The sequence below is a fragment of the Adlercreutzia sp. ZJ242 genome, assembly GCF_011038995.1.
Lineage (GTDB): Bacteria > Actinomycetota > Coriobacteriia > Coriobacteriales > Eggerthellaceae > CAAEEV01.
Genome location: NZ_JAAKEE010000019.1, coordinates 1 through 25,498, shown reverse-complemented (window position 1 = coordinate 25,498; position 25,498 = coordinate 1). Strand labels below are relative to the sequence as shown.

Sequence of the window (25,498 nt, the reverse complement as noted above, 5' to 3'; positions counted from 1 at the left end):
CATTCCTACTCCCACCAAATAATCCTTGAGCGCCTTCTGGGATCTCATATCATCTAAACTATTCCCAACAGCATATATCAGCATGCGCTCCCTCACTTGGGTTGGCGATTTTAATCGACTGACTCAAAGGCGCTTTCAGTGACATCAATTAAGCGAAGGTGAACAACCACTATGGCAAGACCTCTGAATGAAATTAAAACCTACCGACTCGACCAGCTTGAATACCTCGTAAAGGACCTTGGGCAACCAAAGTTCCGCGCCAAGCAGATCTACGAGTGGTTTCACGTGAAACATGCGTCTTCTTACGACGAGATGACCAACCTTCCCCTTGTCCTACGTGCGCAGCTTGCCGAAGAGTGTCCTCTCGCAAGCTCTCATATAGCGGACAAGCGCATTTCATCAGACGGAACGCGAAAGTACATCGTTGAATTCGCTGACGGACAGCGCGCGGAAACAGTAGGGCTCCCCTCTGAGAACAATGACGCATCGAAGCAGCGTCTCACCGTATGCTTTTCTACTCAAGTCGGATGCCCCATGGGATGCGCTTTCTGCGCAACGGGAAGAGAAGGATTCAAGCGCAACCTCACTGCAAGCGAGATAGTCGATCAGATTTTGACGGTAGAGAAGGACTTCTCTCAACGAGTGACCAACGCTGTGGCAATGGGTCAAGGCGAGCCTTTCCTCAATTATGATGAAACCCTCAAAGCGCTCAGAATAATGAACGAGAAGGAAGGGTTGAACATAGGAGCGCGCCACATAACCGTATCTACGTGCGGAATCATCGAAGGCATTGAGCGATTTGCGAAGGAACCTGAGCAATTTACGCTAGCTGTCTCTCTTCATTCCGCCATTCAAACAAAGCGCGACGACTTGATGCCGAAAGTAGCGAACCAACCGCTCGATCAACTCAAACCGGCATTGGAGAGTTACATCAGGAAGACGAACCGCCGTGTGACTTTCGAATACCTCCTCATCAGAGATGTCAACGACGGCCCCGATGACCTGAAGGCACTCCTGAGGTTCTGCGAAGGCCTTCTCTGTCACGTGAACCTTCTTCCCGTGAACACCGTGGAGGGTTCGCAATTCAAACCTTCCAAGAAGCACGTTAGCGAGATATGGCTCAAGGAATTTGAGAAGCGCCATATCGAAGCTACTTTCAGGAAATCAAGAGGCGCAGATATATCCGGCGCGTGTGGTCAGCTGAAGAATGAGATGGAACAAGGAAAATGACGATACGGGAAATGTTTCACGTGAAACATTTCTTCATTGGGAAATTTTGATATACAGCATCACCGAGTGTTTCACGTGAAACACTCTTCCCTTAAACAGAGCTGCCCTGAATGTTTCACGTGAAACATTCAGGGCAGCTTAATTCTATTCGTCGATGAAGAAATCAGGAAACTGAAGCAATCAGCTCCTCAAAGAGACGTTCAAGTTCCTCTTCATCCTTAAACTCAATCTCAATTTTATTCTTCCCTTTGACGGATTTCACCCTCACGTTGGTATTAAGCACCTCACGAAGTGCCTTCGCAACCGACTTATATGCCTTCGGAAGAGGTTGCCTTGGTGTCGTCGAGCCATCCGAAGGCTTTCCGGAAAGCAGGCGAGCCAGGTTTTCAGCCTCACGAACGCTCATCTTCATCTCCATGAGCTTGTTGGTGAGAGTCTGACGTCCTTCCTTAGAAGGGATCGACAGGATAGCGCGTGCGTGTCCGGCAGTAATCTTGTCTTCAAAGAGAAGTTGCTGAGCACCTTCTGGCAGATCAAGCAAGCGCAAAGCATTTGCAACGGTTGATCTTCCCTTCGACATAGCTTGAGCGATGTCAGCCTGGGTCATGTTCTTACGTTCCATCAGGCGCTTATATCCATAGGCTTCCTCAATGGGATTAAGATCAGAGCGCTGTATATTCTCAACGAGGGCCAACTCAAGAGCACGATCTTCGTCAACATCCTTGATGCGAACCGGAACCGTTTTCATTCCAATGGACTTGCAAGCTTGCCAACGCCTTTCTCCTGCGATGATCTGGTATTTCCCCTCCCCGATTGTCCTTACGAGAATAGGCTGAAGGAGGCCGTCCTTCTCAATGGAGCTTGCAAGCTCCTCGATTTCCTCCTGCTTGAAGTTGGTCCGCGGTTGATCAGGATTAGGGACAACACTCTCAAGGGGAACCTCGTCAAGTTTCTTCGCCAGCACCTTCTTCAAGGTGAGAGGTTCCTCAACAGGTTTGACCTGCTCACGTTGAGCAGCGGGGCGGGGCGGCTCAGCAGGTACAGAGGAAGACATAGGCTTAGATTCCACGAAGGAATTGTAGGAGGGAATATCCCCTTCCCCTACAACAACCCTCTCACGAGAAGGAGAGGGCGTCGCGGGCATTGCAGTTTCGAAAGTACCCCCCAATAGGGAATTCAATCCGCGGCCAAGGCCGCCTTTCGTATTCTTAGCCACGATTAATCACTTCTTTCGCAAGCTCGGTGTAGGCAATAGATCCCTTTCCTCGGGGATCATATTGCGTAATGGGCTGACCAAAGCTCGGTGCTTCAGATAGTTTAACGGTACGAGGAATGAGCGTGCTGAAAACGATCTTCCCAAAATAGCCTCTGACCTCGTCAACGACCTGTTTCGAAAGCGTCGTCCTGTTGTCATACATAGTGAGAAGAACACCATATATGTCGAGAGTGGGATTGAGTCTTGTTTTGACACGTTTCATCGACTCAAGAAGTTTTGTCACACCTTCCAGTGCGTAAAACTCACACTGGATAGGAATGAGAAGCTTATCAGCGGCTACAAGCGCATTCACGGTAAGAAGCCCTAAAGATGGCGGACAGTCAATGAAAATGTAGTCGTATCGGCCGCGCATAGTCCCCACAGCATCTTTGAGCCTGTTCTCACGAGCCATCTCAGAGACGAGCTCCACCTCAGCACCGGCAAGGTTGATCGTCGCCGGAGCAACATCTAACCCCTCACAAACATCAGGAATTATCACCTTCTCAATGGGGACATCAGCAAGGAGAACATCATAGATGCAGTGTTCGACTGTCGACTTTTCTATCCCGAGACCACTTGAGGAGTTCCCTTGAGGATCAAGATCGACGAGGAGTACCTGACGGCCCATCTCACCAAGAGCAGCTGCAAGGTTAATCGCCGTAGTCGATTTCCCCACGCCGCCCTTTTGGTTGATTATGGCGATGATCTTCGTCTGTCCTACCACGCGCCTTACCGGGTCTTTTTCCTCATAGGTCTTAAGGACCCTCTTCTCTGCTTGATCTTCAACTGAAGGAGCGAGATCCCTCACAACCACCTCGATGTCCTCTATGTCAAGGTAAGTTGAAGAAACCGGTTCGGGAACCGAGGATCCAAGGGATTCACCCCTCGAAGAATCTTCGACATTATTCACCAGGGCGTTCTGCTTGTCGTTTCTGTCACGTTTAAAGCTATCCAGAAATCCCACTGGTGCCTCCTTTCAAAGCTAGCAAGAGAGTATATCAAACTAAGATGAGCGCGAGGAATGTTTCACGTGAAACATTCCTCTTCAAACGTAAAAACAAGCGTAATAATAACGAGCAAAAAGTCGTGAGTGTTTCACGTGAAACACTCACGACTTGCAAGCAAGGAGCTCAAGTGGGACACAATGCAAATCATGACGCCTCTTGATAACTTCGGCGTGGATCACTTCGCAAACTCCATCGAAATCTTCTTTGATCTCATTGTTTGTGAATCTAAGCACTTTTATCTCAAGTGTTTCGAGGTAGATGCTCCTTACTTCGTCATACCTCATTTGACGGGGATCAAAGTGCTGCCCGCCGTCAAGCTCTATGGCGAGTCTAACGCGGCGACTGTAGAAGTCAACAATGTAGTTCCCTATAACCTTCTGAGCAACAAAAGGTATCTCATACTCTCTGAGGAACTCGACCCAGAGCTTCCTTTCATAAGGAGTCATGTTTCTTCTCATATTGCCCGCTCGCTGAGCGAGAACTTGCCTGTGCGTATACACCATATATAAGCTCTCCTCTCTCTTATTCCTTTTCATATGATAGAAATATCATCAAGCGAGTAAATGCGGAGAACTTGGCGTAATGGATGCAAGAATCTGGCTGCTTTGAATCTTCTTCCACTTATGAACATCTTCGAAATGTCTTGTATTTGGAGTAAAAATCTCTCACGAAGCTGGCGCGAATATCGAATGTTTCACGTGAAACATTAGCTTCGAGGTTTCAGGGGTGAGTGTTGCGCAAGACCTATCCGACGCGGTAACTTCAGTTTAGGTTTGCCCGTCTTTGTGAATACAATTATCTCACGGTGCGTAACGCCGTCGCTCAAGGTAAGTTCACGCTGGGACGTCTGCTTCATCCCTACGAGCTCGTCTATGTCTAAGGCAGCCTTCATTTCCTCCTCAGAAACATTAGCCTTATAGCAGATAAGCTGCCCTCCTTTTTTCAAAAGCGGAGCAGCAAGCTCAATGAGGGAGGGGAGCTGGGTGAGAGCACGGGCCGTGAGGACGGAAAAATTCCCTTTTTTCTCAAGAGACAACTCCTCGATTCTCCCCGCATAAGTCTTTATCTGGGAAGAGAGGTTCATTTGATCCAAGATGGACTCAACTATCGCCATCTTCTTCTTGACGGAATCAACGAGAATAGTTTCACGACCTGTAGTTATTGCAAGAGGGACACCAGGGAACCCTCCTCCTGTTCCCAAGTCACCATACAACCCCTCGGGTGCTGACTTCATCTCAGGTAATGTGACAAGAGAATCCTCGAGATGGAGGATGCGTGCCTGCTCGATAGAATCTATTCGGGTAAGATTCACGCGGTTGTTCGCCTCAAGGATCATCTGGAGGTATTTTTCAAGGAGGTCAGTCTTGTTGTTCATAGAGCCTTCCTTAAAGAGAATGTTTCACGTGAAACATTCTACCGTAGCTGCTACAGAGAACGCATCACTCGAATGTTTCACGTGAAACATTCTCTACTGCTGACCGAAAAAGAGAAATTCCCTCCAAAGGATCATTCCCTGTCGCGCGGCGATTTGCTCTTCATCTCTCATGTTCCCCAAATAAGCCAGGTTAAGAACCTTAGCGAAAAAAAAAGAAGGATAATAGAAAAAAGGCGCGCCTCTTCCGAGACGCGCCTTCGTTCCCGAACTCGCTGCAGAGAGCACAGATGCCTAGCGCGGTGTAATCACCACACGACGAGCACCGCCCTCACCTTCCGAGGCAGTGACAACGCGATCATCATCGCGAAGCGTGATGTGAACGATACGGCGCTCATACGGGGTCATGGGGCGCAGCTTGACCTCATGACGCTGGGCTACGGCACGGTTCGCAGAAGAGCGCGCAATAGACTCGAGCTTCTGACGTTGACGGCTCTTGTACCCCTCAACGTCGATCACCACCGGGTAGCGGAACCCAATGGTGCGCACCGTGATCGCAGAGACGAGGAACTGCAACGCGTCGAGCGTCTTGCCGTGACGACCAATCAGGACGGCAAGATCATCCCCTGTGATGTCAAGAATGAGCTCACCTTCGTCGCCCTCATACTCATCAATGGTGATGTCACCGACGTTGAAGTACTTCAGGATGTCCTGAAGCGCAGCGATCGCCGTGTCAGCGATGTCGTCAAGCATCTCGTCAGTGATCTCCCGCTCATCAGGTGACATCGACTTCTCCGCCGCAGATCCAACCGCAGAATCAGACCCGACGCCAGCCTCTCCACTCACGGCAGCGCCACAAGCCTCAGCTTCCCGTGCGCCAGCATCCTCAGCAACAGCAGTCTCATCTACGGCTGCGTCAGCAACGCCACCTTCCTCAAGAAATTCCTCCGTCATCTTCCTTCTCCTTTTCCCAGTAGAACGGCATTTGAAATGTTTCACGTAAAACATTTCAAACTAGCAAAACAAAGGGAGTGTTTCACGTGAAACACTCCCTTGCTGTCAAAGAACGGGTAGGTCTAGCGCTTCTTCTTCGGGCGCGGCTTCTTCGCCTTACGCGTCACCGTGACCTCAACAGGTTTGACCTCAATGGGTTCCTCTGCAGCGACGCGTTCATCGTTCTTGCGGCAGAGGTGCATGGAGAACTGATTCTGGGCAACACCAATGAGAGAGGAGACGCCCCAGAAGAGAAGCACGCCAGCTGGTGAGCTCCAGGAAATCCAGAGCATGAACAGCGACATGACGACCGACATGATGATCATCTGATTCTTCTGCTGAGCGTTCTGATTCCTGAGCTGCTGGAGAACCATCGGCAGGAAGGTGGCGCCCGCGAAGATCACCATGAGGATCAAATAAGGAACAAATGTTCCAAATCCCATGAAGAATGCCTGCTCAGGCGTAGTGATCAGGTTGGGGACCAGCGCGTAGAACGAATAGTCGTGGACTTCCTCGCGCATGCCCATCTCACGCAGCACCTGGAACAGCGCGATGAAGATGGGCATCTGGAGCAGCATGGGGATGCAGCCGGCGAGCGGGTTGAACTTGGCTTCCGCGTAGAGCTTCTGCATCTCCTGGCTCTGACGAACCTGGTCGTCCGCGAAGCGCTCCTGGATGCTGGCGATCTTCGGCTGGATCTTCTGCATCTGGTAGCTCGACTTCGCCTGCTTGTGCATGATCGGCGCCATGATAGCGCGGAAGATGACGGTGACGATGATGATGGCGAGGCCCCAGTCACCGCAGAAGCTGTAGAAGAACTGGATGACGTCGAAGATCCAGTTCTTAAAGACTTCCCACATATTCTTTCCCTTCTGTATCCCGGCGGATCATGTCCGCAGCGCGTCAAGGCACCGGGTCGTAGCCGTGAGGCCCGCCAGGATGACATTTAATCAAGCGCTTGGCCGTCAGGACGAAGCCCTTCCTGAAACCATAGCGCCTGAAGGCAACAAGTCCGTATTCAGAGCATGTTGGAACAAAACGACAGCAGGAGGGGAACAGCGGAGAGATGGCGGCGCGGTAGAACATGATCAGCCAGACGGCAATCATGGACGGAAGCCGCTTCGCTGCAACCCACGCCTTACCCATCAGAGGCGCTCCCATTCCCGAGAGGGGAGTTCCCGAGCATCTTGTCACATGCCTTTAGCACTTTACTATAAGAAGCTCCCGTAATGGAGGATTTCGCGAGAAATATTACATCGTATCCAACCCAAGGGCCGCCGAGGTCGCGACACATCGCGCGCATGCGGCGCTTGGCTGCGTTCCTCCAGACGGCGTTCCCGAGCTTCTTGCCGGCAATAAAAGCAACACGACCATTGCGGCCGTGTTGCTCAACCCCCTCGGTTTTGTTTCCGACAGCACAGCTCCTGATGATGAGCGTGAGGTAGGAGCCCTTCACGCGACGCCCAGAAGCGAAGAGGCCGGAAATTTCAGCGCTGGACTTTATCGTATCCAACGAGTGCTCCCGCTAGACGCAGAGGCGCTTGCGTCCCTTGGCGCGACGAGCGGAGAGAACGGCGCGGCCGCCCTTGGTGGACATGCGAGCACGGAAGCCGTGGCACTTGGCGCGCTTGCGGTTGTTCGGTTGATAGGTGCGTTTCATTTCTGGTCCCTTTCGTGTTCAAAGAGTAACTTTGAAAGTATATAACATCGAAGAAGCATGTCAACGATACAGTGCGAGCAATTCTACCAAATCTGCCGCGCCAAAGCTACTCCGGAAGCTGCTGAGAGATCTGATTCCTTGCTCGTTCGCCAACTTGCGGCTCTCGCAGCATTCGTGTAGGTTGGCTTCCAACCCGACCCACCTCTTCTTTTCTTAGATCTATAAGATATATAAGGTCAGTTGTAACAATAAGGACGGTGGAAAAGTTGAAAACGGGCGAAGGGCCTGCTCAGACAAGGTAAGTTCCGAAGAATCACGGTTGATCGCCTGTACCCTGAATCAACCGTGACTCTGAGCGCCGCTGCTTTTGCCCCGGCGCAGTGGAATAAGGAGGCGCTTTTCAGTCAGCTTTCCCGCTTTGATCCACCTCGCTCCGTCAGCCGCCATCCCTTCCGCGCTCCCCCCCCAGGCGCAGGGGAGAGCACATGCCCTAGAGCTCGCGAATGATCTGCTTGAGCGTCTCGATCTCCTCCTGCACCTCCCGGCTGCCGCGCATCAGCTCCTCGACGGTGGTGACCGAGTGCATGGCGGTCGAATGGTCGCGGTTGAACTTCTTCCCGATGTCGTTGAAGGGAAGGTCGAGCAGCTGCCGGCACAGGTAGATGGCGATCTGGCGCGGGTAAACGATGTTGCGCGCCCGCTTGGGCCCGATGAGGTCGCTGTGCTTGACCTTGAAGAAGCCCTCGACCTCCCGCTGGATGTCCTCCACGGTGAGGTTCTTCGACGTCCCGCCTGAGAAGTGGTTCTCGAGCAGCGCGCGCACGCCCTCCACGGTGAGGTCGGGCTGGTTGAAGAAGGTGATCTGGTAGATGACCTTGGTCACGGCGCTCTTGAGCTCGCGGATGTTGGAGCTCGAGTTCTCCGCGATGTACATCTGGATGTCCTCGGGGATGGTGAAGTGGTCGAGGCCCTCGTTGTCGGCGTATTCCTTGATGAAGCTCTTGACGATGCCGAGCTTCGTCTCGATCTCAGGCGGCTGGATGTCGATGGTGCCGCCCTGGTTGAAGCGCGAGTGGTAGCGCTCGTCGATGTCGATGTTCTTGGGCGCGCGGTCGGCGGAGAGCACGATCTGACGTCCCTGCGTGGTGAGCTTGTTGAATATCTGGAAGACGATGTCGAGCGTCTGCTTCTTGCCCTGCAGGTACTGGATGTCGTCGATGAGGAGCACGTCAGCCTCCTCATAGTGCGTCTTGAAGTTCTTGTAGCTCGACTTCTCCTTGTCGTGCGCGGCGCTGGCCTCCATGTAGTCGGACAGAAGCTCGGCTGAGTCGACGTAGACGGTGCGCAGGTAGGGCTGCGTCTCGCAGATGTAGTTCTGGATGGCGCGCATGAGATGTGTCTTCCCCAGCCCGCTCTTTCCGTAGATGAACAGGGGGTTCAGGGGCGTCTTGCCCGGCATCTCGGCGACGCCGACGGCCATCGAGTAGGCCATGCGGTTCGAGTCCCCGATGACGAAGTTCTCGAAGGTGAGCGTGGAGGTGGGCCCTTCGCAGCCGTTGCGGCGCGTGGCGGCTTTCTGCTGTGCCGCTCGCTGGTCGATGTAGTGGTCGGGATAGGGCGCCTGCGCGGCTGCTGCGCGCACCGAGGCAGTAGGTGCGGTCTGTCGCGCTTCTGCCGCGTGTGTCGAAGCGGTGCGCGTGGGGGTGGCGACCGCTGCGGCAGGGGGGAAGGGGGCGCTGGCTGGTGTTTGGAAGCCCGCGTCGGGCCGGGTCAGCGCGTCAGCCGGTGAGGGCTGAGCGGGGGAGAAGGCGGCTTGGGCGCCGGCGGCTGCGGCGGGCTGCGCTGGCATCGGCGTCGTGGCAGCCTGCGCCGGCGCCTGCACGGCGGGTTTGGCGGCTGCGGTAGTGTCCACCTCGATGACCACGGTGAAGGGAACCTGGTACATCTCGGAGAGCGCGCGCTTGATGACCTCGACGTAATGACGCTCGATCCAGGTCTTGATGAAGTCGTTGTCGGCGGTGAGCATGAGGAACCCCTCGCTCATGGCCTGCGGCTCGAGGCGCGAGAAGAAGGCGTTGATCTGGGACGGGTCGATGCCGTCGTACCCCTTGACGCGCGTGCAGACCTCGCTCCAGTTTTCGTTGATCCTGCTGCTGTCCATGTTCTCCATCCCTTGCTTGCGAATTCGACTAGAGCGCCTGCGCGACGTCGCGGCCGAGCGGCGTGAGGGTGCGCTTCTTCGCGGCGGTCCGCTCGACGAGCCCGGCTTCCTCGAGCTTGCGCAGCGCGACGTGCGTGCTCGACACGGGCGTGTCGGTGAGCTGCGCGATCTCGGTGACGCCGAGCGGACCCTCGTAGAGGAAGAAGGGAAGGAAGTCGCGCTCGCGCGGCGAGAGGGGAGCGAGGGCCATCTGGATGCGGGTCGCCTCATGCGCTGCCATCTGCGAGGCAAACGCGGGATTGACCTGCTGGTACGCTCCCGGCATGCCGGCAGCTTGAGGCATCGTCGCGAACGGCTGGGGAAACTGCGCCGCGGGGACGCCTGCGGTTGCGCCCGCGTAGGCGGCGTCGGCATACGGGTAGGGCGCCCCTGCGTTCTGGGCTCCCATGCCTGCGGCTGGCATTCCCGCGAGCGGGAGTCCCGCACCGGGCATTCCCGTGCCTTGCGGCTGGTACGCGGGCTGCGCGATCATCGGGGGCTGTCCCGCAGCCTGGGGCATCGCCTGCGCTTGTGAAGGCGTCCCCGCCGTGCCGCCGGCTCCTGCCAGCGCCGCCTTCCGAACGGCTCCCGGTGCCTGCGCCTGCTTCGTCGCATCCTCGGGCGTTCCCGCTTGCGCGGCGGGGTTCATGCTGATGGTCACGACGGAGCCCGCGCCCATGTTGTCCTCGATGCTGATGGTGCCGTGAGAGAACTCGAGGTACTCCTTGACGATCGGCAGGCCCGAGCCCACGCCGCGAATGTACTTCTTCATGGGCTCGACGGCCGACGAGAAGCCCGGCAGCTGCGCCTTGTCCTTATGGTTGATGCCCGGCCCCTGGTCAGCGAAGCGAATGGTGCTTCCCCTGTCGAGGATGGACACGATGATCTCCTTGAAGCGCGCGTGGATGAAGTTCTCCGACACCTCGCGAATCACCGTGTAGGGGATGGCGCCTCCCGCCGCCCGCGCCTGCTCGTACACCTTCGACGCGAGGTTCTCGATGTAGGCGCCCGTCTCGGCGGGGGGGATCTCGGTGACGCGCGGCGCGCTGCGCAGGTCGTCATAGAGCGCGATGCGCGCGGTGGCCGACACGTAGGCGTAGTCGTAGGTCGCGCCTGCCGGCTCGTCGGGGACCTCGGGTATGTCGTTCTTCGGCGGGATCTGATCCACGGCTTGCTCCATTTTTAGTACGTTTTCATGGAAGTTCAGGGTTATTCACCGACATTGTAGCTTTTTTCAGGCGTTGAAATCTACTTACCTGCGGTTTTATCAGGCCGAAAAAGAAGTTTTCAACATTTTTCAACAAAATGTGAATACTGAAAGCTGTTCGACAAGGGGTTTTCAAAGTTATTGACATTTAATTCAGAGAAAGTGGAAAACGCTGAAAGCCATGAAAACTACGGCGCGGAAAATCGGCATCTGATGTTAAAAAGTGTTGAGATTTCCCTTGACTTTTCGGCTCTTTAGGTTTCGCCTGCTTGAACTCACTTTTTTTCGTCATGTTCGGGATTACTGGTGAAAAAGCCGCTCCTTTAAGGCGTCCTTATGTTCGCTTTTGTAAAGAATAATGTAAAATACCTGATCAAAGGCTATTTTTAGCGTAAAGTCCCGTTAAATGCCGAAAAAGTAATCAACCGCGTTCTTTAAGCCCGTGTCGCTGCTGATGAGGGGTTTTCTGCTTGATTCCCTTGGTTTGACGTTGCTTGAGATAAGTTATCCACATTTTCCACAAGGGGGAGGGAAAGAATTGTGGAAAACAAGGACGGCTTTCAGCGCCGTGTGGCTGAAAGAAGCCCGAGGAGCGCCTTGGTGACGCTATAATATCCCGAGAACACATCCACCTGTCGTCCGCCCTGTGCTGCTCGTCTCCGTCGGCGGGTTCTTACTGAGAGGTTCGTCACATGAAATTCAGCATAAACAAGTCTGAGCTGCAGAACGCCATATCCATCGTGCTGAAGGGCGTCTCAACGCGCTCGACCCTGCCGGTTCTCTCAGGCATCCTGTTTGACGCCCATGATGACAAGCTCGTGATGCAGGCGACTGACCTCGAGCTCTCCATCCAATACTCCGTCGCGGCGCTCGTGGAGGAGGAGGGCAAGACGGTCGTTCCGGGCAAGCTCTTCTCCGAGATCGTGAAGAACCTCGCCGACGCCGCCGTTCACGTGGAGGCGCGCGACGACCAGGCGTACATCACCTGCGACACTTCGTCGTTCTCCATCAAGGTGCTCAACTACGAGGACTTCCCGGGATTCCCCTCCGTCGACACACACCAGCGCATCGAGGTGCCCTTCGCGCAGTTCTCCTCCATGGTCAAGCGGGTGTCGCGCGTGGTGTCGAAGGATGAGAGCCGCGCCATCCTCACAGGAGTGCTGATCACGCTCGAGGCTGGGCAGCTGCGCATGGTGGCCACCGACTCGTACCGCCTCGCCGTCACCGAAGCCGCGCTGCCCGACGCCACGGCCGATGAGTTCCAGGCGGTGATCGCCGGCAGCTTCCTCTCCGAGATCGCGTCGCTGCCCAAGACCTCCTCACCGGTCTCCATCGCGCTTGCTGACAACCAGATCGTCGTGACCTGCGAGGACACGGTTTTCATCAACCGCCGCATCGAAGGCAACTTCCCCAACTACAAGCAGCTCCTCCCTGACACCTACGCCACCCGCGCCACGCTTGAGGTGGACCGCCTCGTCGCGGGCGTCAAGCGCGCGTCGCTGCTCGGGTCGTCCACCTCGCCGGTGCGCTTCGATCTCAACGGCGCCTCGCAGACCACCCAGATCTCCGCGGCTTCGCAGGACGTGGGCTCCGCGCAGGAAACTCTCCCGTGCGAGATTGAGGGTGAGGACGTGGAGATCGCCTTCAACTACTCCTATGTGCTCGAGGGGCTTTCTGCCGTGTCAGGTGACGAGGTGTACCTCGAGGCCCAGTCGGCGGTCAAGCCGGGCATCTTCCGCGCGTTGCCGCCGGAGAACTACCTGTACCTGGTCATGCCCGTGCGCATCTCGTAAGGACATGCCGAGCTCACGCGCCCGCATGGCGGGAGGCGCGCGGTGACGCTGCGCATCACGGACATAACGTTTCGGAATTTCAGGTCGTATGAGGAGCTGCACCTCGGCGAGCTGGGCATGCTCACCGTGCTCGTCGGTCCGAACGCGGTGGGGAAGACCAACATCGTCGAAGGGGTGCAGCTGCTCACGGCGCTCTCGTCGTTTCGCCATGCCACCATCGACCAGCTCGTGCGGCGTGGGGAAGAATCAGCGCACCTCCGCGCTGCGCTGACCGATGGGAACCGCCTGCTCGACGTGGCGCTTGCAGCTGAGGGGCATGCGAAGCGCTACCGGCTCAACGGCAAGGCGAAGCGCCCTGCCGACCTCAAGGGGCTCGTGCCCTCGGTGACGTTCACGCCTGACGACCTGGGGCTCGTCAAAGGGTCGATGAGCGCGCGCCGCGCCGCGCTTGACGCGCTGGGATCGCAGCTCAACGCGAACTACTACCTGATCCAGAAGGACTACGAGAAGGTCATCCGCCACAAGAACCGCCTGCTGAAGGATGAGGCGTCGCCAGCGCTCATCGACAGCATCAACGAGATGCTCGTGACCTGCGGCGCGCAGCTGACCTGCTACCGCGCGGCGCTCTTCGAGCGGCTGATCCCGTACACGAGGGAGCGCTACGAGCAGATCGCCGGCGGGCGGGAGCGTTTTGGCGCGTGCTACGTGCCGTCGTGGGATGACTGGGAGGAGGACGGCGCGGCCTTGGGCGCAGCTGCTGAGCTGGGCGTGTCCGCTGATGTGGCTCATGAGCCGGAATCCCTCCAGGAGCCCCTCCATCTCACGCGCGACGATGCGCGCACCCGCCTCGAGCATGCGCTGGCGGCCTGCCGCGACGAGGAACTGCGCCGCCGCCGCGCGCTCGTGGGCCCGCATGCCGACACCATCACCTTCATGATCGACGGCAGCAACGCCACTCATTTCGGCAGCCAAGGCCAGCAGCGCACGGTGGTGCTCGCCTACAAGCTCGCCGAGGCGGCGGTGATCGAGGAGGTGCTCGGCGTCAAGCCGGTGCTGCTGCTCGACGACGTGATGAGCGAGCTCGACGGCGCCCGCCGCGAGGCGCTTGTCGGCTACATCTCACGTGACGTGCAGACTTTCATCACCACCGCCAACCTCGCGTACTTCGACGCGGACATGCTCGCCGCAGCTGACGTGGTGGAGCTGCCGCTCAAGCAGGCGCGCAGAGGCTTCACGCAGGCACGCGAGGAAGGGAAGCAGCCGGAAGAGAATGTTTCACGTGAAACATTCGACGCATCGACGCCTGAGGAAGATATGCTGAGCGAAGGATCCCAATCCGCTGTTGCTGGTATTCTCGCACGTCAAACTGATGTGGTGGAACAGTCCTCTTCGCAGCTACACGAAGGGGGAACGCGCGAACCCTTCGGGGCGCATGAGCCTTCGAATGTTTCACGTGAAACATTCGGTTCCTTGGCGCAGCAAGCTGATGCACGGGAGGCATCTGCGCAGGAGAAGGGCGTGACGGCATGAGAAGGCTCGGCAGCGAATTGTCTGCGGTGACAGGCGCCCTCTCCTCAACTGACCAGGCCGCGCGCATCGCACGCCGCGCGGCGCAAGTGCAGGCGATGTTCAAGGAGGCTATCGAGCACATCTACAAGGAGAACGCGCGCTACGTGCTCGAGCATGTGAACGCGGTGTACATCAAGAAGGAGCCGGTTGGCGTGCCGGAGGCGGGCAAGACGGTCCGGGCTCTTCTGATCTACATGGACGACGGCAGCTTCCGCAGCGACGTGCACAGCCGCCAGCACCTCATCATGCTGCTGCTCAAGGAGCGCTATGGCGAGGAAATTGAGGTGTTCAAGACCTTCCCCTCGCGCTTCAACATGAGGAACCGCCACCCGTACGTCCCGCGCGAGCAGGACGCATCCGCCACCGCGCCCGCGCCAGCGGCGCATCCCCTTCCGCTGACGGAGCATGAGCGCGCCCGCGTCAGCCGCGCCGCCGCGAGCATCGAGGACCCGCGTCTGCGCGAGCGCTTCGAGTGTGCCATGGAGGCGTCGCTCTGCCAGGAGAAAGGCGAAAAGGCTGCGAAGGCACGTGGCGTGTAAGCTGACGGCTGGTTTGCAAGAAAACGCCATAATTTTCAGAAAAAGTAAAAACACCACCTGAGAACGCCTGAAATCACGTCGTTTGAGAGTGCGGCACGCTCTTCTTTGATTCTGATATGGTAAAATTGCACGGCAGAGCGCCCTCCTATGGGCGCGTCTTTCATGTTTTGCGACAAAAGGAGCGTGTCAATTGGCAGCAAAACCAGATCATTACGACGGTTCCGACATCCAAGTCCTCGAGGGCTTGGAGGCAGTTCGCAAGCGCCCCGGCATGTACATCGGCTCGACGGGCCCGCGCGGCCTGCATCATCTGGTGTACGAGGTCGTGGACAACTCAGTCGACGAGGCGCTCGCGGGCTACTGCGACAAGATCGAAGTGTGGATCCACGCTGACAACTCAATCACCGTCGCCGACAACGGCCGCGGCATTCCCGTAGACAAGCATCCGAAGGAGAAGATCCCCACCGTCGAGGTGGTCCTGACCATCCTGCACGCCGGCGGAAAGTTCGGCGGCGAGGGCTACAAGGTGTCGGGCGGCCTGCACGGCGTGGGCGTCTCGGTGGTGAACGCCCTGTCCACGCGCGTGGAGGTGTTCGTCAAGCGCGACGGCAGCGAGTACAAGATCGCGTTCGACCACGGCAAGACGGTCGAGAAGCTGAAGAAGCTCGGCCCCGCGAAGGGAACGGGCACCAAGACCACCTTCTGGCCCGACCCCGAGATCTTCACCGAGACCACCGTCTACGACTACGACACCCTGGCCAACCGCTTCCGCGAGATGGCCTTCCTGAACAAGGGCCTCAAGATCATCTTGCACGACGAGCGCGTCACCGACGCCGAGGGCAACCCCCGCACTGAGGTCTTCCAGGCGCAGGGCGGCATCGTCGACTTCGTCAAGTACCTGAACGAGGGCCGCGAGACGCTCAACAAGCCCGTCTACTTCGAGGCGGAGAACGAGGACGGCACCGTCGAGGTGGCGCTCCAGTGGTCGACCTCGTACTCGAGCAACTCGGTCATGGCGTTCGCCAACAACATCAACACGCACGAGGGCGGCACGCACCTCGACGGCTTCAAGCAGGCCATCACGCGCACCATCAACGAGTACGCGCGCAACAAGGGCCTGCTCAAGGAGAAGGACGCGAACCTGTCGGGCGAGGACGCGCGCGAGGGCCTCGCGGCCATCATCTCAGTGAAGCTGCACGACCCGCAGTTCGAGGGCCAGACTAAGACGAAGCTCGGCAACACCGAGATCCGCCCGCTCGTGCAAAACGCCGTGACGCGCGGCCTGGCCGAGTACCTCGAGGAGAACCCCACGCCCGCGAAGCGCATCGTGGGCAAGGCCACCCAGGCGCTCAAGGCGCGCGAGGCCGCCCGCAAGGCGCGTGAGATGACGCGCCGCAAGAACGTGCTCGACTCGTTCGCGCTGCCCGGCAAGCTGGCCGACTGCTCCTCGAAGGACGCCTCCCAGTCCGAGATCTTCATCGTCGAGGGCGACTCCGCAGGCGGCTCCGCGAAGCAGGCGCGCGACCGCAAGACGCAGGCCATCCTGCCCCTGCGCGGCAAGATCCTCAACGTGGAGCGCGCGGGCCTGCACCGCTCGCTCTCCTCTGACACGATCTCGTCGCTGATCACGGCCATCGGCACGAACATCGGCGACGACTTCGACGCCGAGAAGGCGCGCTACCACCGCATCATCATCATGACTGATGCCGACGTCGACGGCGCGCACATCCGCATCCTGCTGCTCACGTTCTTCTACCGCTACATGCCCGAGCTCATCAACCTCGGCTACATCTACATCGCCCAGCCCCCGATCTTCGGCGTGAAGAAGAAGAACTCGCGCACTACCAAGATCGAGCGCTACATCTACGACGAGAGCGCGCTGTCCGAGGTGCTCGCCGAGATGGGTGGCGCCGAGAAGTACGACGTGCAGCGCTACAAGGGCCTCGGCGAGATGGACCCCGAGCAGCTGTGGGAGACCACCATGGAGCCGCAGAGCCGCACGCTTCTGCAGGTGAACATCGACGACGCCGCCGAAGCTGAGCGCGTGGTGAGCGAGCTCATGGGCGACCAGGTCGAGCCGCGCAAGGAGTTCATCCAGAAGCACGCCCGCGACGTGCGGTTCCTCGACATCTAGGAGCCGCGCGGGTTGGCAGCTGCCGGCGGGAGCCGATGACGGCTGCCCTGGCGGCGTTGCTAGCGGATGCGCCTGGCATGCAACGACTGCGAGCGCGCGCCGTGTCGAAAGCGCCGCATCACCGCGAACGCTGCGAATGCCGTAGGCGCCGCAAGTGCTGCGGCCGCCGCGTGCGAGCCGCAGGTGACGAGGCGGCGCCATCCGGGCGATTTTGCGAAACGCGTTTTGCAAAACGCATTTGAGTGTGAAATATGTCCGAAAGGAGACATATGACTGAAGAAAACGAGGGCCTGTCTCGCGACGGTCTATCGAATGACAACCTGTCAAGCGGAGATCAGCCGGACGCCGCCCTGTCAAGTGATAACCTGTCAAGCGACACCCTGTCCCGCGACGCCCTGTCAAGCGACAGCCTGCCGAACGACGGCGCATCCCGCGACAGTCTGCCAGCTGAGGGCTTCGTCTCCGAGGAGGAGCGCGCGAAGTCGATGCTCGTGGACATGCCGAACCCCCACGGCGCCGTCATCGAGGGCGCGAACGGCGGCGAGGGAACCATCGTCCGCTCGGCCTACCTGGGCAAGGAGATGCAGGCGTCCTTCCTCGAGTACTCCATGAGCGTCATCGTGGCCCGCGCGCTGCCTGACGTGCGCGACGGCCTCAAGCCGGTCCACCGCCGCATCCTGTACGCCATGAACGAGTCGGGCTACCTGCCGAGCAAGCCGCACATGAAGTCGGCGCGCACGGTCGGCGACGTCATCGGCAAGTACCACCCCCACGGCGACGTGGCGGTGTACGACACCATGGTGCGCCTGGCCCAGCCGTTCTCCATGCGCCTGCCCCTGATCGACGGCCACGGCAACTTCGGCTCCATCGACGGCGACTCCGCGGCGGCCATGCGCTACACCGAGGCGCGCCTCGACAAGCCCGCCATGGAGCTTCTGCGCGACCTCGACAAGGAGACCGTCGACTTCATGCCGAACTACGACGAGAGCCTCCAAGAGCCGAAGGTGCTGCCCGCGCGCTTCCCGAACCTGCTGGTCAACGGCTCGAACGGCATCGCCGTGGGCATGGCCACCAACATCCCGCCGCACAACCTCGGCGAGACGATCGACGCCACGTGCCTGATGCTGGAGAACCCGGACGTGACCACCGAGGAGCTCATGCAGGTGCTCCCCGGCCCCGACTTCCCCACGGGCGGCCTGATCATGGGCAAGAAGGGCATCCTCGACGCGTACGAGACGGGCCACGGCGGCCTCACGGTGCGCGCGAAGTGCACCATCGAGGAGAAGAAGAACGGGCGCTCGTCCATCGTGGTGAAGGAGATCCCGTACCAGGTCAACCGCAAGCGCCTGCTTGAGAAGCTCGGCGAGCTCGTGCGCGACAAGAAGCTGCCCGAGATCTCGAACATCCACGACGCCGCCGACCGCCGCGGCATCGACATCATCATCGACCTGAAGGCCAACGCCATTCCGCAGGTGGTGCTCAACAAGCTGTACAAGCACACGCAGCTGCAGGTGGGCTTCGGCTGCAACATGCTGGCGCTCGTCGACGGCGCGCCGCGCGTCCTCTCGCTCAAGGAGATCCTGTTCTACTACATCGAGCACCAGAAGGACGTCATCGTGCGCCGCACGCGCTACGAGCTGGCGAAGGCCGAGGAGCGCGCCCACATCCTCGAAGGCTACATCATCGCGCTCGACAACATCGACGAGGTCATCCACATCATCCGCTCGTCCGAGACCGACAAGGAGGCCGCGGCGCGCCTGACCGAGCGCTTCGGCCTCACGAAGCGCCAGACCGACGCCATCCTCGAGATGCGCCTGCGCCGCCTCACCGGCCTCGAGCGCACCAAGATCGAGCAGGAGCTGGCCGATCTGCGCGAGAAGATCGCGTACTACAAGCGCGTGCTGCAGGACGAGGCGCTCGTGCGCGGGATCATCCGCGACGAGCTGCTCGAGATCAAGCGCAAGTACGCCACCCCGCGTCGCACCAAGATCACGGGCGAGGCGAAGGACATCGAGGTGGAGGACCTGATCGCCGACGAGTCCATGGTCGTCACCATGACGAAGGCAGGCTACATCAAGCGCCTCCCGGTGAGCACGTACCGCCAGCAGAAGCGCGGCGGCAAGGGCATGCAGGCGGTGAACCTCAAGGACTCCGACTTCGTGGAGCACCTGTTCGTGGCGTCGACGCATTCCTACATGCTGTTCTTCTCCACGGCGGGCAAGGTGTACCGCCTCAAGGTGTACGACATTCCCGAGGCGTCGCGTCACGCGCGCGGCACGGCGATCGTGAACCTGCTGCCGCTGGCGAAGGGCGAGACGATCTCGGCGGTCATCGCCACCAAGGACTTCCCTGAGAACGAGTACCTCATGTTCGCCACGGCGCAGGGCATGGTGAAGAAGACCTCCATGAACCAGTACGACCGCACGCGCCGCGACGGGTTGATCGCCATCAACCTGAAGGACGACGACGAGCTGATCGCCGTGCACCGCGTGGCGGAAGGCGAGAAGGTCATCATGGTGTCGAGCGCCGGCAAGGCCATCCTGTGGAAAGAGGACGAGGTGCGCGCCATGGGCCGCGACACCATGGGCGTCCGCGGCATGAACGTGCCAGCTGACGCGCATGTCCTGGGCATGGAGATCGCCAAGCCCGGCACGGACCTGTTCGTCATCACCGAGAAGGGCTTCGGCAAGCGCACGCCGATCGAGGAGTACCCCGAGCACCATCGCGGCGGGCAAGGCGTGTACACCATCACCATGACGCAGAAGAAGGGCCTGCTGTCGGTGATGAAGATCGTCGGGCCCGACGACGAGATCATGATCATCTCCGAGGAGGGCGTGGTCGTGCGCACCCCGGTCAAGGGCATCTCCGAGCTGGGACGCTCGACGCAGGGCGTGTGCGTGATGAAGATCCAGGGCAAGGACCGCGTGACGGCCGTGGCCATCTCCTCGACGGGCGGCAAGAAGAGGGTTGCCAAGGACGGCGCCGGCGAGGATGGCGCGCAGATGGGCCTGATCGAGCACGGCGAAGTCAGCGAAGACGACATCGACGCCGAGTAGAGCTGCGGCGTTGCGGGCTGCGGGCGGCGGCGCGGCGAGCGCTGGCGCTGGCGGTCGGTAGCGTGCTAGTGGCGTGAGCCGCGCTAGCAGATTGGCAGCGTGTGCTGCGAAAGCAGGCGCTGACTGATCTCTGGCGGGTCGGCGGCGGGCTGCGGCGCTGCGAGCCGTGAGTCACCGGCGTACATACGTAGAGCGGGGGGAATGTTTCACGTGAAACATTCCCCCCGCTTCTTTTCTTCGCAGTCCCTTTCGGCGTGTCTTGCGAATCCTAACTTGCGAAATCGTCCGGGGCGATTCCCTCCAAGAAGGTGCGAAACTCCTGCAGCTCGCTCTCCTCGTCCTTGTTGTCCTTGAAGAGGTAGGGGAACGACGCCTTCTCCAGCACGTCCTCCTCAATGTAGAACGGCGCCTCCTGGCGCAGCGCGAGCGCGAGCGCGTCGGTGGGACGCGCGTCGAGCTCGATCAGCCGCGCACCTTGGCGCAGGACGAGCTGCGCGTAGAAGGTCTGCCCCTTCACCTGGTTGATCACCACGTGGTCGACGCGCGCGTCGAGGTTGGTCATGGCGTCGAGGAAGAGATCGTGCGTCATGGGCCGGGGGAGCCTCACGTGCTCGATGGCCACGCCGAGCTGGGACGCCTCGGTCACGCCGATCCAAATGGGCACGATGCGCGACTTCCCCGCAGGCGAGTCCTCCACGGGCTCGAGCACGAGCACCGAAGGCTGCGCGGGGCCCGTGACGATGAGCGTGAGCACGTGAAGTGGAACCATGGAATCCTCCTGCTGACCTGAGCGTGTTTCGCTAAGCTTAGCTGATGGGGAAACGGCGGCCAACCTCGGCGCTCGACGAATCCAGACGGCGGCCGGACTGAGGGATGGCCGGCCCCTATGCCCTGCGCGGCCCAAACATCCCGCGCTGCGCGCGGGCGAGCTCCAGGCACTCTGCAGCCGCTAAACGCGGTTCTCGGCTCCCCACACGCAGAGCTGGTCGAGCACCTTCATCAGCGACTCTCCGCGCTCGGTCAAAGAGTACTCGACTTTCGGCGGTATCTGCGGGTAGGCTTCGCGATGGACGAGGTCGTCAGCTTCAAGCTCCTTGAGGTTCTGCGAGAGCGTCTTGTCCGAGATTCTTCCGAGGTAGCGCTTCATCTCGTTGAAGCGCACCGGCTGATACTCCATGAGGCAGTAGAGGATCACCATCTTGTGCTTGCCGGATATGAGCGACAGCGTGTAGCTGTACCCCGTCTCCTCGAAGCGCGCCTCTCCTATGCAGGGGAGTTCTTCCTTGGCGAATTCGCTTTCTTCCAAGATAGTACCTTTCATTGAAGTTCGTACTTGATGAGGGAAAAGATTGTGGTTTCATACGATACATCGAACGTTCCCCGCAGTGAAGGAGAAACCATGGGAAAGAAGATCGTCGTCATCAACGGAAGCCCGCGCAAGAACGGCAACACCGCGCGCATGATCAAGGCGTTCGCGGAGGCGAGCGAAGCGAAGGGCAACGCGGTCGTCGAGTTCAACGCCGCGCTTTCGAACATAGGCGGATGCCATGCCTGCGAAACCTGCTACAAGAGCGGGAAGCCCTGCACCTACGATGACGACTTCAACACGATCGCCCCTGATCTGCTTGAGGCCGATGCCATCGTGTTCGCCTCCCCGACCTACTGGTACTCCTTCCCGGGGCAGATCAAGAACGCGATCGACAAGCTCTACTCCTTCGCCATCGGCCAGAAGCCGATAGGCGGCAAGGACGTCGCGCTCATCGCCTGTTGCGAAGAGGAGGACCCGGCCGTGATGGACGGCCTGAGCCTGCCCTTCGACCGCATCGCCGCTCTGCTGAAGTGGAACGTGGTCGGCAAGGTGCTGGTTCCGGGCGTGCTGAACGAGGGCGACGTCGACAAGACCGACGGCTGCAGCCAGGCCGCCTCGCTTGCGGAGAAGTTCTAGAAGGGGAGATGCGTCGGCGGGCTGGCTGTCGGGCTGGCCGGCAGGCGAGCTGCCGGCGAGCTGCCGGCAGATTGGCCGCCCGCAGGTTGGTCACCAGCCGACACATTACCACGTTCGCGTCGAGATTTGCAGCCTTGAACTTCGCGCCTCTTCGCGGTATTAAGCATTGACCGCGATTATGGAAGGGGTGGGGCGCATGGACGCAAACCCATGGCTTTCAGTGCTCTCAAGGGCGCGGGCAAACTCGATGAGCTCGACGTTGGCAGAGGTGAACGAACGGCTGGCCGCAGGAGGGCTCTCCGTCTCCCGCGAGGACGTCCGGATGCTCGCAGAGCGCAGGGAAGAGGCGCTGGCGGAAGCCGGGCGGGTGGAGTTCGGGACGCCTGCGATCGCAGCCGTGGCGGAGGCCGTGGCGACGTCGCCGTGTCTCTCGCAGGAGCGTGTCGCGCGCGATTTGGCAGAGCTCCAAGACGCGTTCTACGCCATTCGGGACGAGCTGCCGGCAGACGTTCCCGACGCTGAGATAGCCGAGGCCCTACGCGGCTGCCTGGACGCGTGGGGCGACGCGGCCGAGGTCGCCGCGCTTCCGGCAGAGGAAGTCATGCGCTACTCGGAGGAATACGTGCGCACCGCCGAGGCGGAGAGCCTTGGTGAATACCGCATCATCGACGACGAGGGACGCGCATACGTCTTCGACCCCGCCGAGTGGGACTATGATGAGCAGTCGGACGGCTGGGACGGCGAGGGGTGGGCCGATGACTGGGACGATTAGCGTGCGCGACGACACCCCCGATTTCGCACGGGCTTCGGACAACTTCGCTCGCCTGGTGGCGCACGTCGCCAGACTGTACTGCGCGGGCGGCTCCTCCAGCGTGTCCGCCTGCGAGGCGAACGAGCTCGCGGCGTCGGTGGCCTACTCGCTAGGCATCGCGCGTGCGACTCCCAAGGAGGCCGCACGGGTGCTCGACGTCGACGACCCGATCGCGCTCTGGCATGACGGCATTGACGCGCTCAACAGGCGGATCGACGACGTACTCGCCCTCTGGCGCGAGGTCGTGGCGGTCATGCCGCCCATTCGCAACGTGGCCCTTCGCGACACGCTGGCGAGCCTCGGCGAGGTGAAGAAGCGCTACGACGTCTACTTCGCCGCGGATGAGGTTCCCTGCGACATCGATTACCAGCTGAGCGAGCCGGTCGATCCCGGCCTCATGGGCGTCGACTACCTTGAGGCGTGGCTGGCGCAGCTCCTCGCGGAGGCGCGCTGGATCGCGCGGTTCGACGTGGGCAGCTGCGTGGCCGTGCTTGAGCGGGCTTGCCCCGACTACCGCGGTCTGCACGTGAACCTCTACGACCTGCTACTTCCGCACGAGGGCGAGCTCGTGTCCGCCAAAGCTGGTTGACGGGCGGCGTGGCTTTCGGCCCGCCTGTGCTGATGAGACTTCTGGTATGCGCGGCGCGATCGCCTGCTCCCGTGCTTCTGCTTGCGCTTCTGCCGACGCAGCTCGAAGCACCCCCGGTGGGGGTTGAGGTTCCGATGAAAGCGCGCGCTGTGTTCGAAAATGAAAACACCCGCACCCCGAAGGGTACGGGTGAACTCTGTATGGTGGAGCATAGAGGGATCGACGCGCACTTGCTGCGCAAGTCCGCAACCTCCTCGCACCTTCGGTGCTCGGACCAGAATGCGCCACCGGCGCATTCTGCCCTCGCGGGGTTCGATCCCTGCGAGGTTAACGAAAACGGCCGCCAACCTGCGTCGACGGCCGTATTGGACTTGGTGGAGCATAGGGGGATCGAACCCCTGACCTCAGGCTTGCAAAGCCCGCGCTCTCCCAGCTGAGCTAATGCCCCGTGTCGCCAAGCGCCGCTTCCCGATGTTTCACGTGAAACATTCTGCGAAAAGCACCCAGACATTAATAAACGCTCCACCGGCTAACTCGGCTCACGGTGGAGCGTTTATCGCAAAAATGGTGGGCCCGAATGGATTTGAACCAGCGACCTCACGCTTATCAGGCGTGCGCTCTAACCAACTGAGCTACGGGCCCTTGAAAAAGTGCTTGGATATCATACACCTGACTTGGCGTGCGCTGCAAGAAGTAATTCTAACTTTTTTGAAATTATCTGCCCGTCTGGATGGTCTGGATGGGGTTGCGCCCTGCGCGCCGCGAGGTGATCCAGCAAAGTGGATGTACGCCAGGTCCGCGCTGCAGGTTCGCAAATGCCTTCGGTCACGAAACGGGGCGCCCTGTCGTTGCAGCGGGGAGTTCGCCTTGCTGGGGATGGCTACAGGATCAGGTAGGCTGCCGCGGCTATCACCAAGAGGTGCGCAGGGTAGTAGGCGTAGAAGAACCACTTGAGGGGTCGGCCGCGGCGGCCCCGGTAGCGGGTGATGAAGGCTGCGGCGAAGAGGAACCCGACGCAGGCGTAGCCGAGCTCGCACCAGGAGGTGAACAGGGCCGTCGTGCCTGCAAGCGAATAGGAGGGAAACGAGCCGCCCGTCAGGATGTTCGCGAGGGCAGGGACGCCCGTCGAGGCGAGGGGGACGAGCGTGGTCAGCATGACGCCGCGTGCCCCTTGGCCTCTGAGCTCGTGGAAGAGGAAGATCATGAGAGGCCCGATCACGGGCCAATCGCAGAAGGAGCTGATGCCGAGCGCGAGGCAGAAGCATGTGGCGAACGCGCCGGTGCTTTTGCAGTGGTCGCGTGCATAGAGGATGCCCAGGCCGGCGAGGAGCGTGAACATCACGTTTCCCACAAGGCCCCACAGCAGGGAGAAGGGGACCTGCGATACGAGGGCGAACACGAGGAGCCGCTTGGCATAGCGTCGTACGTTCGAGGTGTGCGCGTACCCTTCTGACACGAGGAACGCCATGACGGGGAAGGTCATGCCGCCGAGCGCATAGAGGACGAGGAGCGCGGGGGCGCCCCATGGATCACATCCTGCGAAAGCGCCCGAGAACACGTTTGCCACGTGGTTGCAGGTCATGCCGATGATGGCAGCTACCTTGAGGGTGAACGCAGACACACCCGGACGCATGCCGCTGGCTGCGTGGGCTGTCTCGGCGGGTGACGCGGCGCCTGTTTCGTGGGATGCCGCGGTGGAAGGTGCGGCGCCTGCTTCATGGGCTGGCTCGGTGAGCGATGCGACGTCCGATTCGTGGGATGCCGCGGCAGGTGACGTGGCGCCTGTTTCGTGAGATGCCATGGCGGCCCCCGGGCTTGGCAGCACGGCGGGTTCGGACGCGCTGGTTGCGTTGGGGACACTCGATATGTTGGAGGGGCCAGTCGGCACGGCGAGTCCAGCTTTCTTCGTTGCTCTTGGCGTGTTTTGCGAAGTGCGTTTCGCAAAACACGCCGGGGGAGTTGGGGAGATTATACTTTACCCATGAAGATCAGAGACGCATACGCGCGGTACCGGGTCTTTGACAGATGAATAGGTTATCCAGATTCTGATCGCCCCGATGAACGGGGCTTTTTTGTTGCCCGATGTCAAATTTGTCAATATTGATATATGGTACTTTTGGGTACTTTCTAGTATAATA

Annotated in this window: 23 protein-coding genes and 2 tRNA genes; 9 read left to right on the top strand and 16 right to left on the bottom strand. The window is 59.7% G+C overall.

Annotated elements, in window-relative coordinates; translation table 11 throughout:
• Window positions 1-171 precede the first annotated feature (171 nt).
• Entirely contained in the window at window positions 172-1,230 is a 1,059-nt protein-coding gene (gene rlmN, locus G7Y49_RS06385; protein WP_165172155.1) for a 23S rRNA (adenine(2503)-C(2))-methyltransferase RlmN, read from the top strand.
• 163 nt (window positions 1,231-1,393) lie between these two features.
• On the opposite strand, the gene G7Y49_RS06380 is transcribed toward rlmN, so the two are convergent.
• From G7Y49_RS06380 to G7Y49_RS06330, 11 genes are all read right to left on the bottom strand, one after another.
• Window positions 1,394-2,446, bottom strand: a complete 1,053-nt coding sequence (locus G7Y49_RS06380; RefSeq protein WP_241157301.1) for a ParB/RepB/Spo0J family partition protein — start codon at window positions 2,444-2,446, stop codon at window positions 1,394-1,396.
• On the bottom strand, window positions 2,439-3,305 hold the full coding sequence (locus G7Y49_RS06375) for a ParA family protein (protein WP_370519614.1): 867 nt from the start codon (window positions 3,303-3,305) through the stop codon (window positions 2,439-2,441). Before G7Y49_RS06375 ends, G7Y49_RS06380 begins: the two co-directional genes overlap by 8 nt.
• 288 nt (window positions 3,306-3,593) lie before the next feature.
• Window positions 3,594-3,995: an endonuclease domain-containing protein gene (locus G7Y49_RS06370; protein WP_165172153.1), complete on the bottom strand. Its 402-nt coding sequence runs from the start codon at window positions 3,993-3,995 to the stop codon at window positions 3,594-3,596.
• A gap of 203 nt (window positions 3,996-4,198) precedes the next feature.
• Entirely contained in the window at window positions 4,199-4,867 is a 669-nt protein-coding gene (rsmG, locus tag G7Y49_RS06365) for a 16S rRNA (guanine(527)-N(7))-methyltransferase RsmG (protein ID WP_165172151.1), read from the bottom strand.
• A gap of 291 nt (window positions 4,868-5,158) precedes the next feature.
• Window positions 5,159-5,650, bottom strand: a complete 492-nt coding sequence (locus tag G7Y49_RS06360) for a R3H domain-containing nucleic acid-binding protein (RefSeq protein WP_165172185.1) — start codon at window positions 5,648-5,650, stop codon at window positions 5,159-5,161.
• A gap of 290 nt (window positions 5,651-5,940) precedes the next feature.
• Complete coding sequence (locus G7Y49_RS06355) at window positions 5,941-6,717, bottom strand: YidC/Oxa1 family membrane protein insertase (RefSeq protein ID WP_165172149.1); 777 nt, start codon at window positions 6,715-6,717, stop codon at window positions 5,941-5,943.
• 43 nt (window positions 6,718-6,760) lie between these two features.
• The gene (gene yidD, locus G7Y49_RS06350) at window positions 6,761-7,003 is read right to left on the bottom strand and encodes a membrane protein insertion efficiency factor YidD (RefSeq protein WP_165172147.1); all 243 of its coding nucleotides are present in this window, start codon (window positions 7,001-7,003) and stop codon (window positions 6,761-6,763) included.
• On the bottom strand, window positions 6,996-7,370 hold the full coding sequence (gene rnpA, locus G7Y49_RS06345) for a ribonuclease P protein component (RefSeq protein ID WP_165172145.1): 375 nt from the start codon (window positions 7,368-7,370) through the stop codon (window positions 6,996-6,998). The genes yidD and rnpA overlap by 8 nt, the downstream gene beginning before the upstream one ends.
• Window positions 7,371-7,382: 12 nt before the next feature.
• Entirely contained in the window at window positions 7,383-7,517 is a 135-nt protein-coding gene (gene rpmH, locus G7Y49_RS06340) for a 50S ribosomal protein L34 (RefSeq protein ID WP_165172144.1), read from the bottom strand.
• A gap of 490 nt (window positions 7,518-8,007) precedes the next feature.
• Window positions 8,008-9,678: a chromosomal replication initiator protein DnaA gene (dnaA, locus tag G7Y49_RS06335; RefSeq protein ID WP_165172143.1), complete on the bottom strand. Its 1,671-nt coding sequence runs from the start codon at window positions 9,676-9,678 to the stop codon at window positions 8,008-8,010.
• A 28-nt stretch (window positions 9,679-9,706) separates the two neighbouring features.
• Entirely contained in the window at window positions 9,707-10,885 is a 1,179-nt protein-coding gene (locus G7Y49_RS06330; RefSeq protein ID WP_241157298.1) for an ATP-binding protein, read from the bottom strand.
• 731 nt (window positions 10,886-11,616) lie between these two features.
• Between G7Y49_RS06330 and dnaN the strand changes: the two genes are divergently transcribed.
• From dnaN to gyrA, 5 genes are all read left to right on the top strand, one after another.
• Window positions 11,617-12,717: a DNA polymerase III subunit beta gene (dnaN, locus tag G7Y49_RS06325; RefSeq protein WP_165172141.1), complete on the top strand. Its 1,101-nt coding sequence runs from the start codon at window positions 11,617-11,619 to the stop codon at window positions 12,715-12,717.
• Window positions 12,718-12,759: 42 nt separating this feature from the next.
• Window positions 12,760-14,247 (top strand): DNA replication and repair protein RecF, encoded by a 1,488-nt coding sequence (locus G7Y49_RS06320; RefSeq protein ID WP_241157297.1) that lies wholly within the window; start codon window positions 12,760-12,762, stop codon window positions 14,245-14,247.
• A complete protein-coding gene (locus G7Y49_RS06315; RefSeq protein WP_165172140.1) occupies window positions 14,244-14,825 on the top strand; it encodes a hypothetical protein in 582 nt (193 codons plus the stop codon). Before G7Y49_RS06320 ends, G7Y49_RS06315 begins: the two co-directional genes overlap by 4 nt.
• A 190-nt stretch (window positions 14,826-15,015) precedes the next feature.
• Window positions 15,016-16,959, top strand: a complete 1,944-nt coding sequence (gene gyrB, locus G7Y49_RS06310) for a DNA topoisomerase (ATP-hydrolyzing) subunit B (RefSeq protein WP_165172139.1) — start codon at window positions 15,016-15,018, stop codon at window positions 16,957-16,959.
• Between the two features lie 497 nt (window positions 16,960-17,456).
• Window positions 17,457-20,015, top strand: coding sequence for a DNA gyrase subunit A (gene gyrA, locus G7Y49_RS06305; RefSeq protein ID WP_255465923.1), 2,559 nt, complete (start codon window positions 17,457-17,459; stop codon window positions 20,013-20,015).
• A gap of 268 nt (window positions 20,016-20,283) precedes the next feature.
• Here gyrA and G7Y49_RS06300 read toward each other — a convergent pair whose 3' ends face one another.
• Both G7Y49_RS06300 and G7Y49_RS06295 read right to left on the bottom strand, forming a co-directional pair.
• Complete coding sequence (locus G7Y49_RS06300) at window positions 20,284-20,784, bottom strand: bifunctional nuclease family protein (RefSeq protein WP_165172138.1); 501 nt, start codon at window positions 20,782-20,784, stop codon at window positions 20,284-20,286.
• 180 nt (window positions 20,785-20,964) lie between these two features.
• On the bottom strand, window positions 20,965-21,321 hold the full coding sequence (locus G7Y49_RS06295) for a winged helix-turn-helix transcriptional regulator (RefSeq protein ID WP_370519613.1): 357 nt from the start codon (window positions 21,319-21,321) through the stop codon (window positions 20,965-20,967).
• A gap of 93 nt (window positions 21,322-21,414) precedes the next feature.
• Here G7Y49_RS06295 and G7Y49_RS06290 point away from each other — a divergent pair, with 93 nt between their 5' ends.
• The 3 genes from G7Y49_RS06290 (at window position 21,415) to G7Y49_RS06280 (ending at window position 23,360) form a co-directional block, all read left to right on the top strand.
• Complete coding sequence (locus tag G7Y49_RS06290) at window positions 21,415-21,960, top strand: flavodoxin family protein (RefSeq protein ID WP_165172136.1); 546 nt, start codon at window positions 21,415-21,417, stop codon at window positions 21,958-21,960.
• 196 nt (window positions 21,961-22,156) lie between these two features.
• Entirely contained in the window at window positions 22,157-22,732 is a 576-nt protein-coding gene (locus G7Y49_RS06285) for a DUF6323 family protein (RefSeq protein WP_206214580.1), read from the top strand.
• Complete coding sequence (locus tag G7Y49_RS06280) at window positions 22,716-23,360, top strand: DUF6179 domain-containing protein (protein ID WP_165172132.1); 645 nt, start codon at window positions 22,716-22,718, stop codon at window positions 23,358-23,360. Before G7Y49_RS06285 ends, G7Y49_RS06280 begins: the two co-directional genes overlap by 17 nt.
• A gap of 372 nt (window positions 23,361-23,732) precedes the next feature.
• Here the strand turns inward: G7Y49_RS06280 and G7Y49_RS06275 are convergent.
• The 3 genes from G7Y49_RS06275 to G7Y49_RS06265 all read right to left on the bottom strand — a co-directional run bounded on the left by G7Y49_RS06275 (window position 23,733) and on the right by G7Y49_RS06265 (window position 24,981).
• Window positions 23,733-23,808 (bottom strand) — tRNA-Ala (locus G7Y49_RS06275).
• A gap of 117 nt (window positions 23,809-23,925) precedes the next feature.
• Window positions 23,926-24,002 (bottom strand) — tRNA-Ile (locus G7Y49_RS06270).
• A gap of 238 nt (window positions 24,003-24,240) precedes the next feature.
• Window positions 24,241-24,981: a TraX family protein gene (locus tag G7Y49_RS06265; protein ID WP_241157296.1), complete on the bottom strand. Its 741-nt coding sequence runs from the start codon at window positions 24,979-24,981 to the stop codon at window positions 24,241-24,243.
• Window positions 24,982-25,498 lie beyond the last annotated feature (517 nt).

Bases quoted from the DNA above. Each gene is read 5' to 3' on its own strand.
- rlmN (WP_165172155.1), top strand. From the start codon at position 172: ATGGCAAGACCTCTGAATGAAATTAAAACCTACCGACTCGACCAGCTT.
- G7Y49_RS06370 (WP_165172153.1), bottom strand. From the start codon at position 3,995: ATGGTGTATACGCACAGGCAAGTTCTCGCTCAGCGAGCGGGCAATATG.
- rsmG (WP_165172151.1), bottom strand. From the start codon at position 4,867: ATGAACAACAAGACTGACCTCCTTGAAAAATACCTCCAGATGATCCTT.
- G7Y49_RS06360 (WP_165172185.1), bottom strand. From the start codon at position 5,650: ATGTCACCTGATGAGCGGGAGATCACTGACGAGATGCTTGACGACATC.
- G7Y49_RS06355 (WP_165172149.1), bottom strand. From the start codon at position 6,717: ATGTGGGAAGTCTTTAAGAACTGGATCTTCGACGTCATCCAGTTCTTC.
- yidD (WP_165172147.1), bottom strand. From the start codon at position 7,003: ATGGGTAAGGCGTGGGTTGCAGCGAAGCGGCTTCCGTCCATGATTGCC.
- rpmH (WP_165172144.1), bottom strand. From the start codon at position 7,517: ATGAAACGCACCTATCAACCGAACAACCGCAAGCGCGCCAAGTGCCAC.
- dnaA (WP_165172143.1), bottom strand. From the start codon at position 9,678: ATGGACAGCAGCAGGATCAACGAAAACTGGAGCGAGGTCTGCACGCGC.
- dnaN (WP_165172141.1), top strand. From the start codon at position 11,617: ATGAAATTCAGCATAAACAAGTCTGAGCTGCAGAACGCCATATCCATC.
- G7Y49_RS06315 (WP_165172140.1), top strand. From the start codon at position 14,244: ATGAGAAGGCTCGGCAGCGAATTGTCTGCGGTGACAGGCGCCCTCTCC.
- gyrA (WP_255465923.1), top strand. From the start codon at position 17,457: ATGCCGAACCCCCACGGCGCCGTCATCGAGGGCGCGAACGGCGGCGAG.
- G7Y49_RS06300 (WP_165172138.1), bottom strand. From the start codon at position 20,784: ATGGTTCCACTTCACGTGCTCACGCTCATCGTCACGGGCCCCGCGCAG.
- G7Y49_RS06290 (WP_165172136.1), top strand. From the start codon at position 21,415: ATGGGAAAGAAGATCGTCGTCATCAACGGAAGCCCGCGCAAGAACGGC.
- G7Y49_RS06285 (WP_206214580.1), top strand. From the start codon at position 22,157: ATGGACGCAAACCCATGGCTTTCAGTGCTCTCAAGGGCGCGGGCAAAC.
- G7Y49_RS06280 (WP_165172132.1), top strand. From the start codon at position 22,716: ATGACTGGGACGATTAGCGTGCGCGACGACACCCCCGATTTCGCACGG.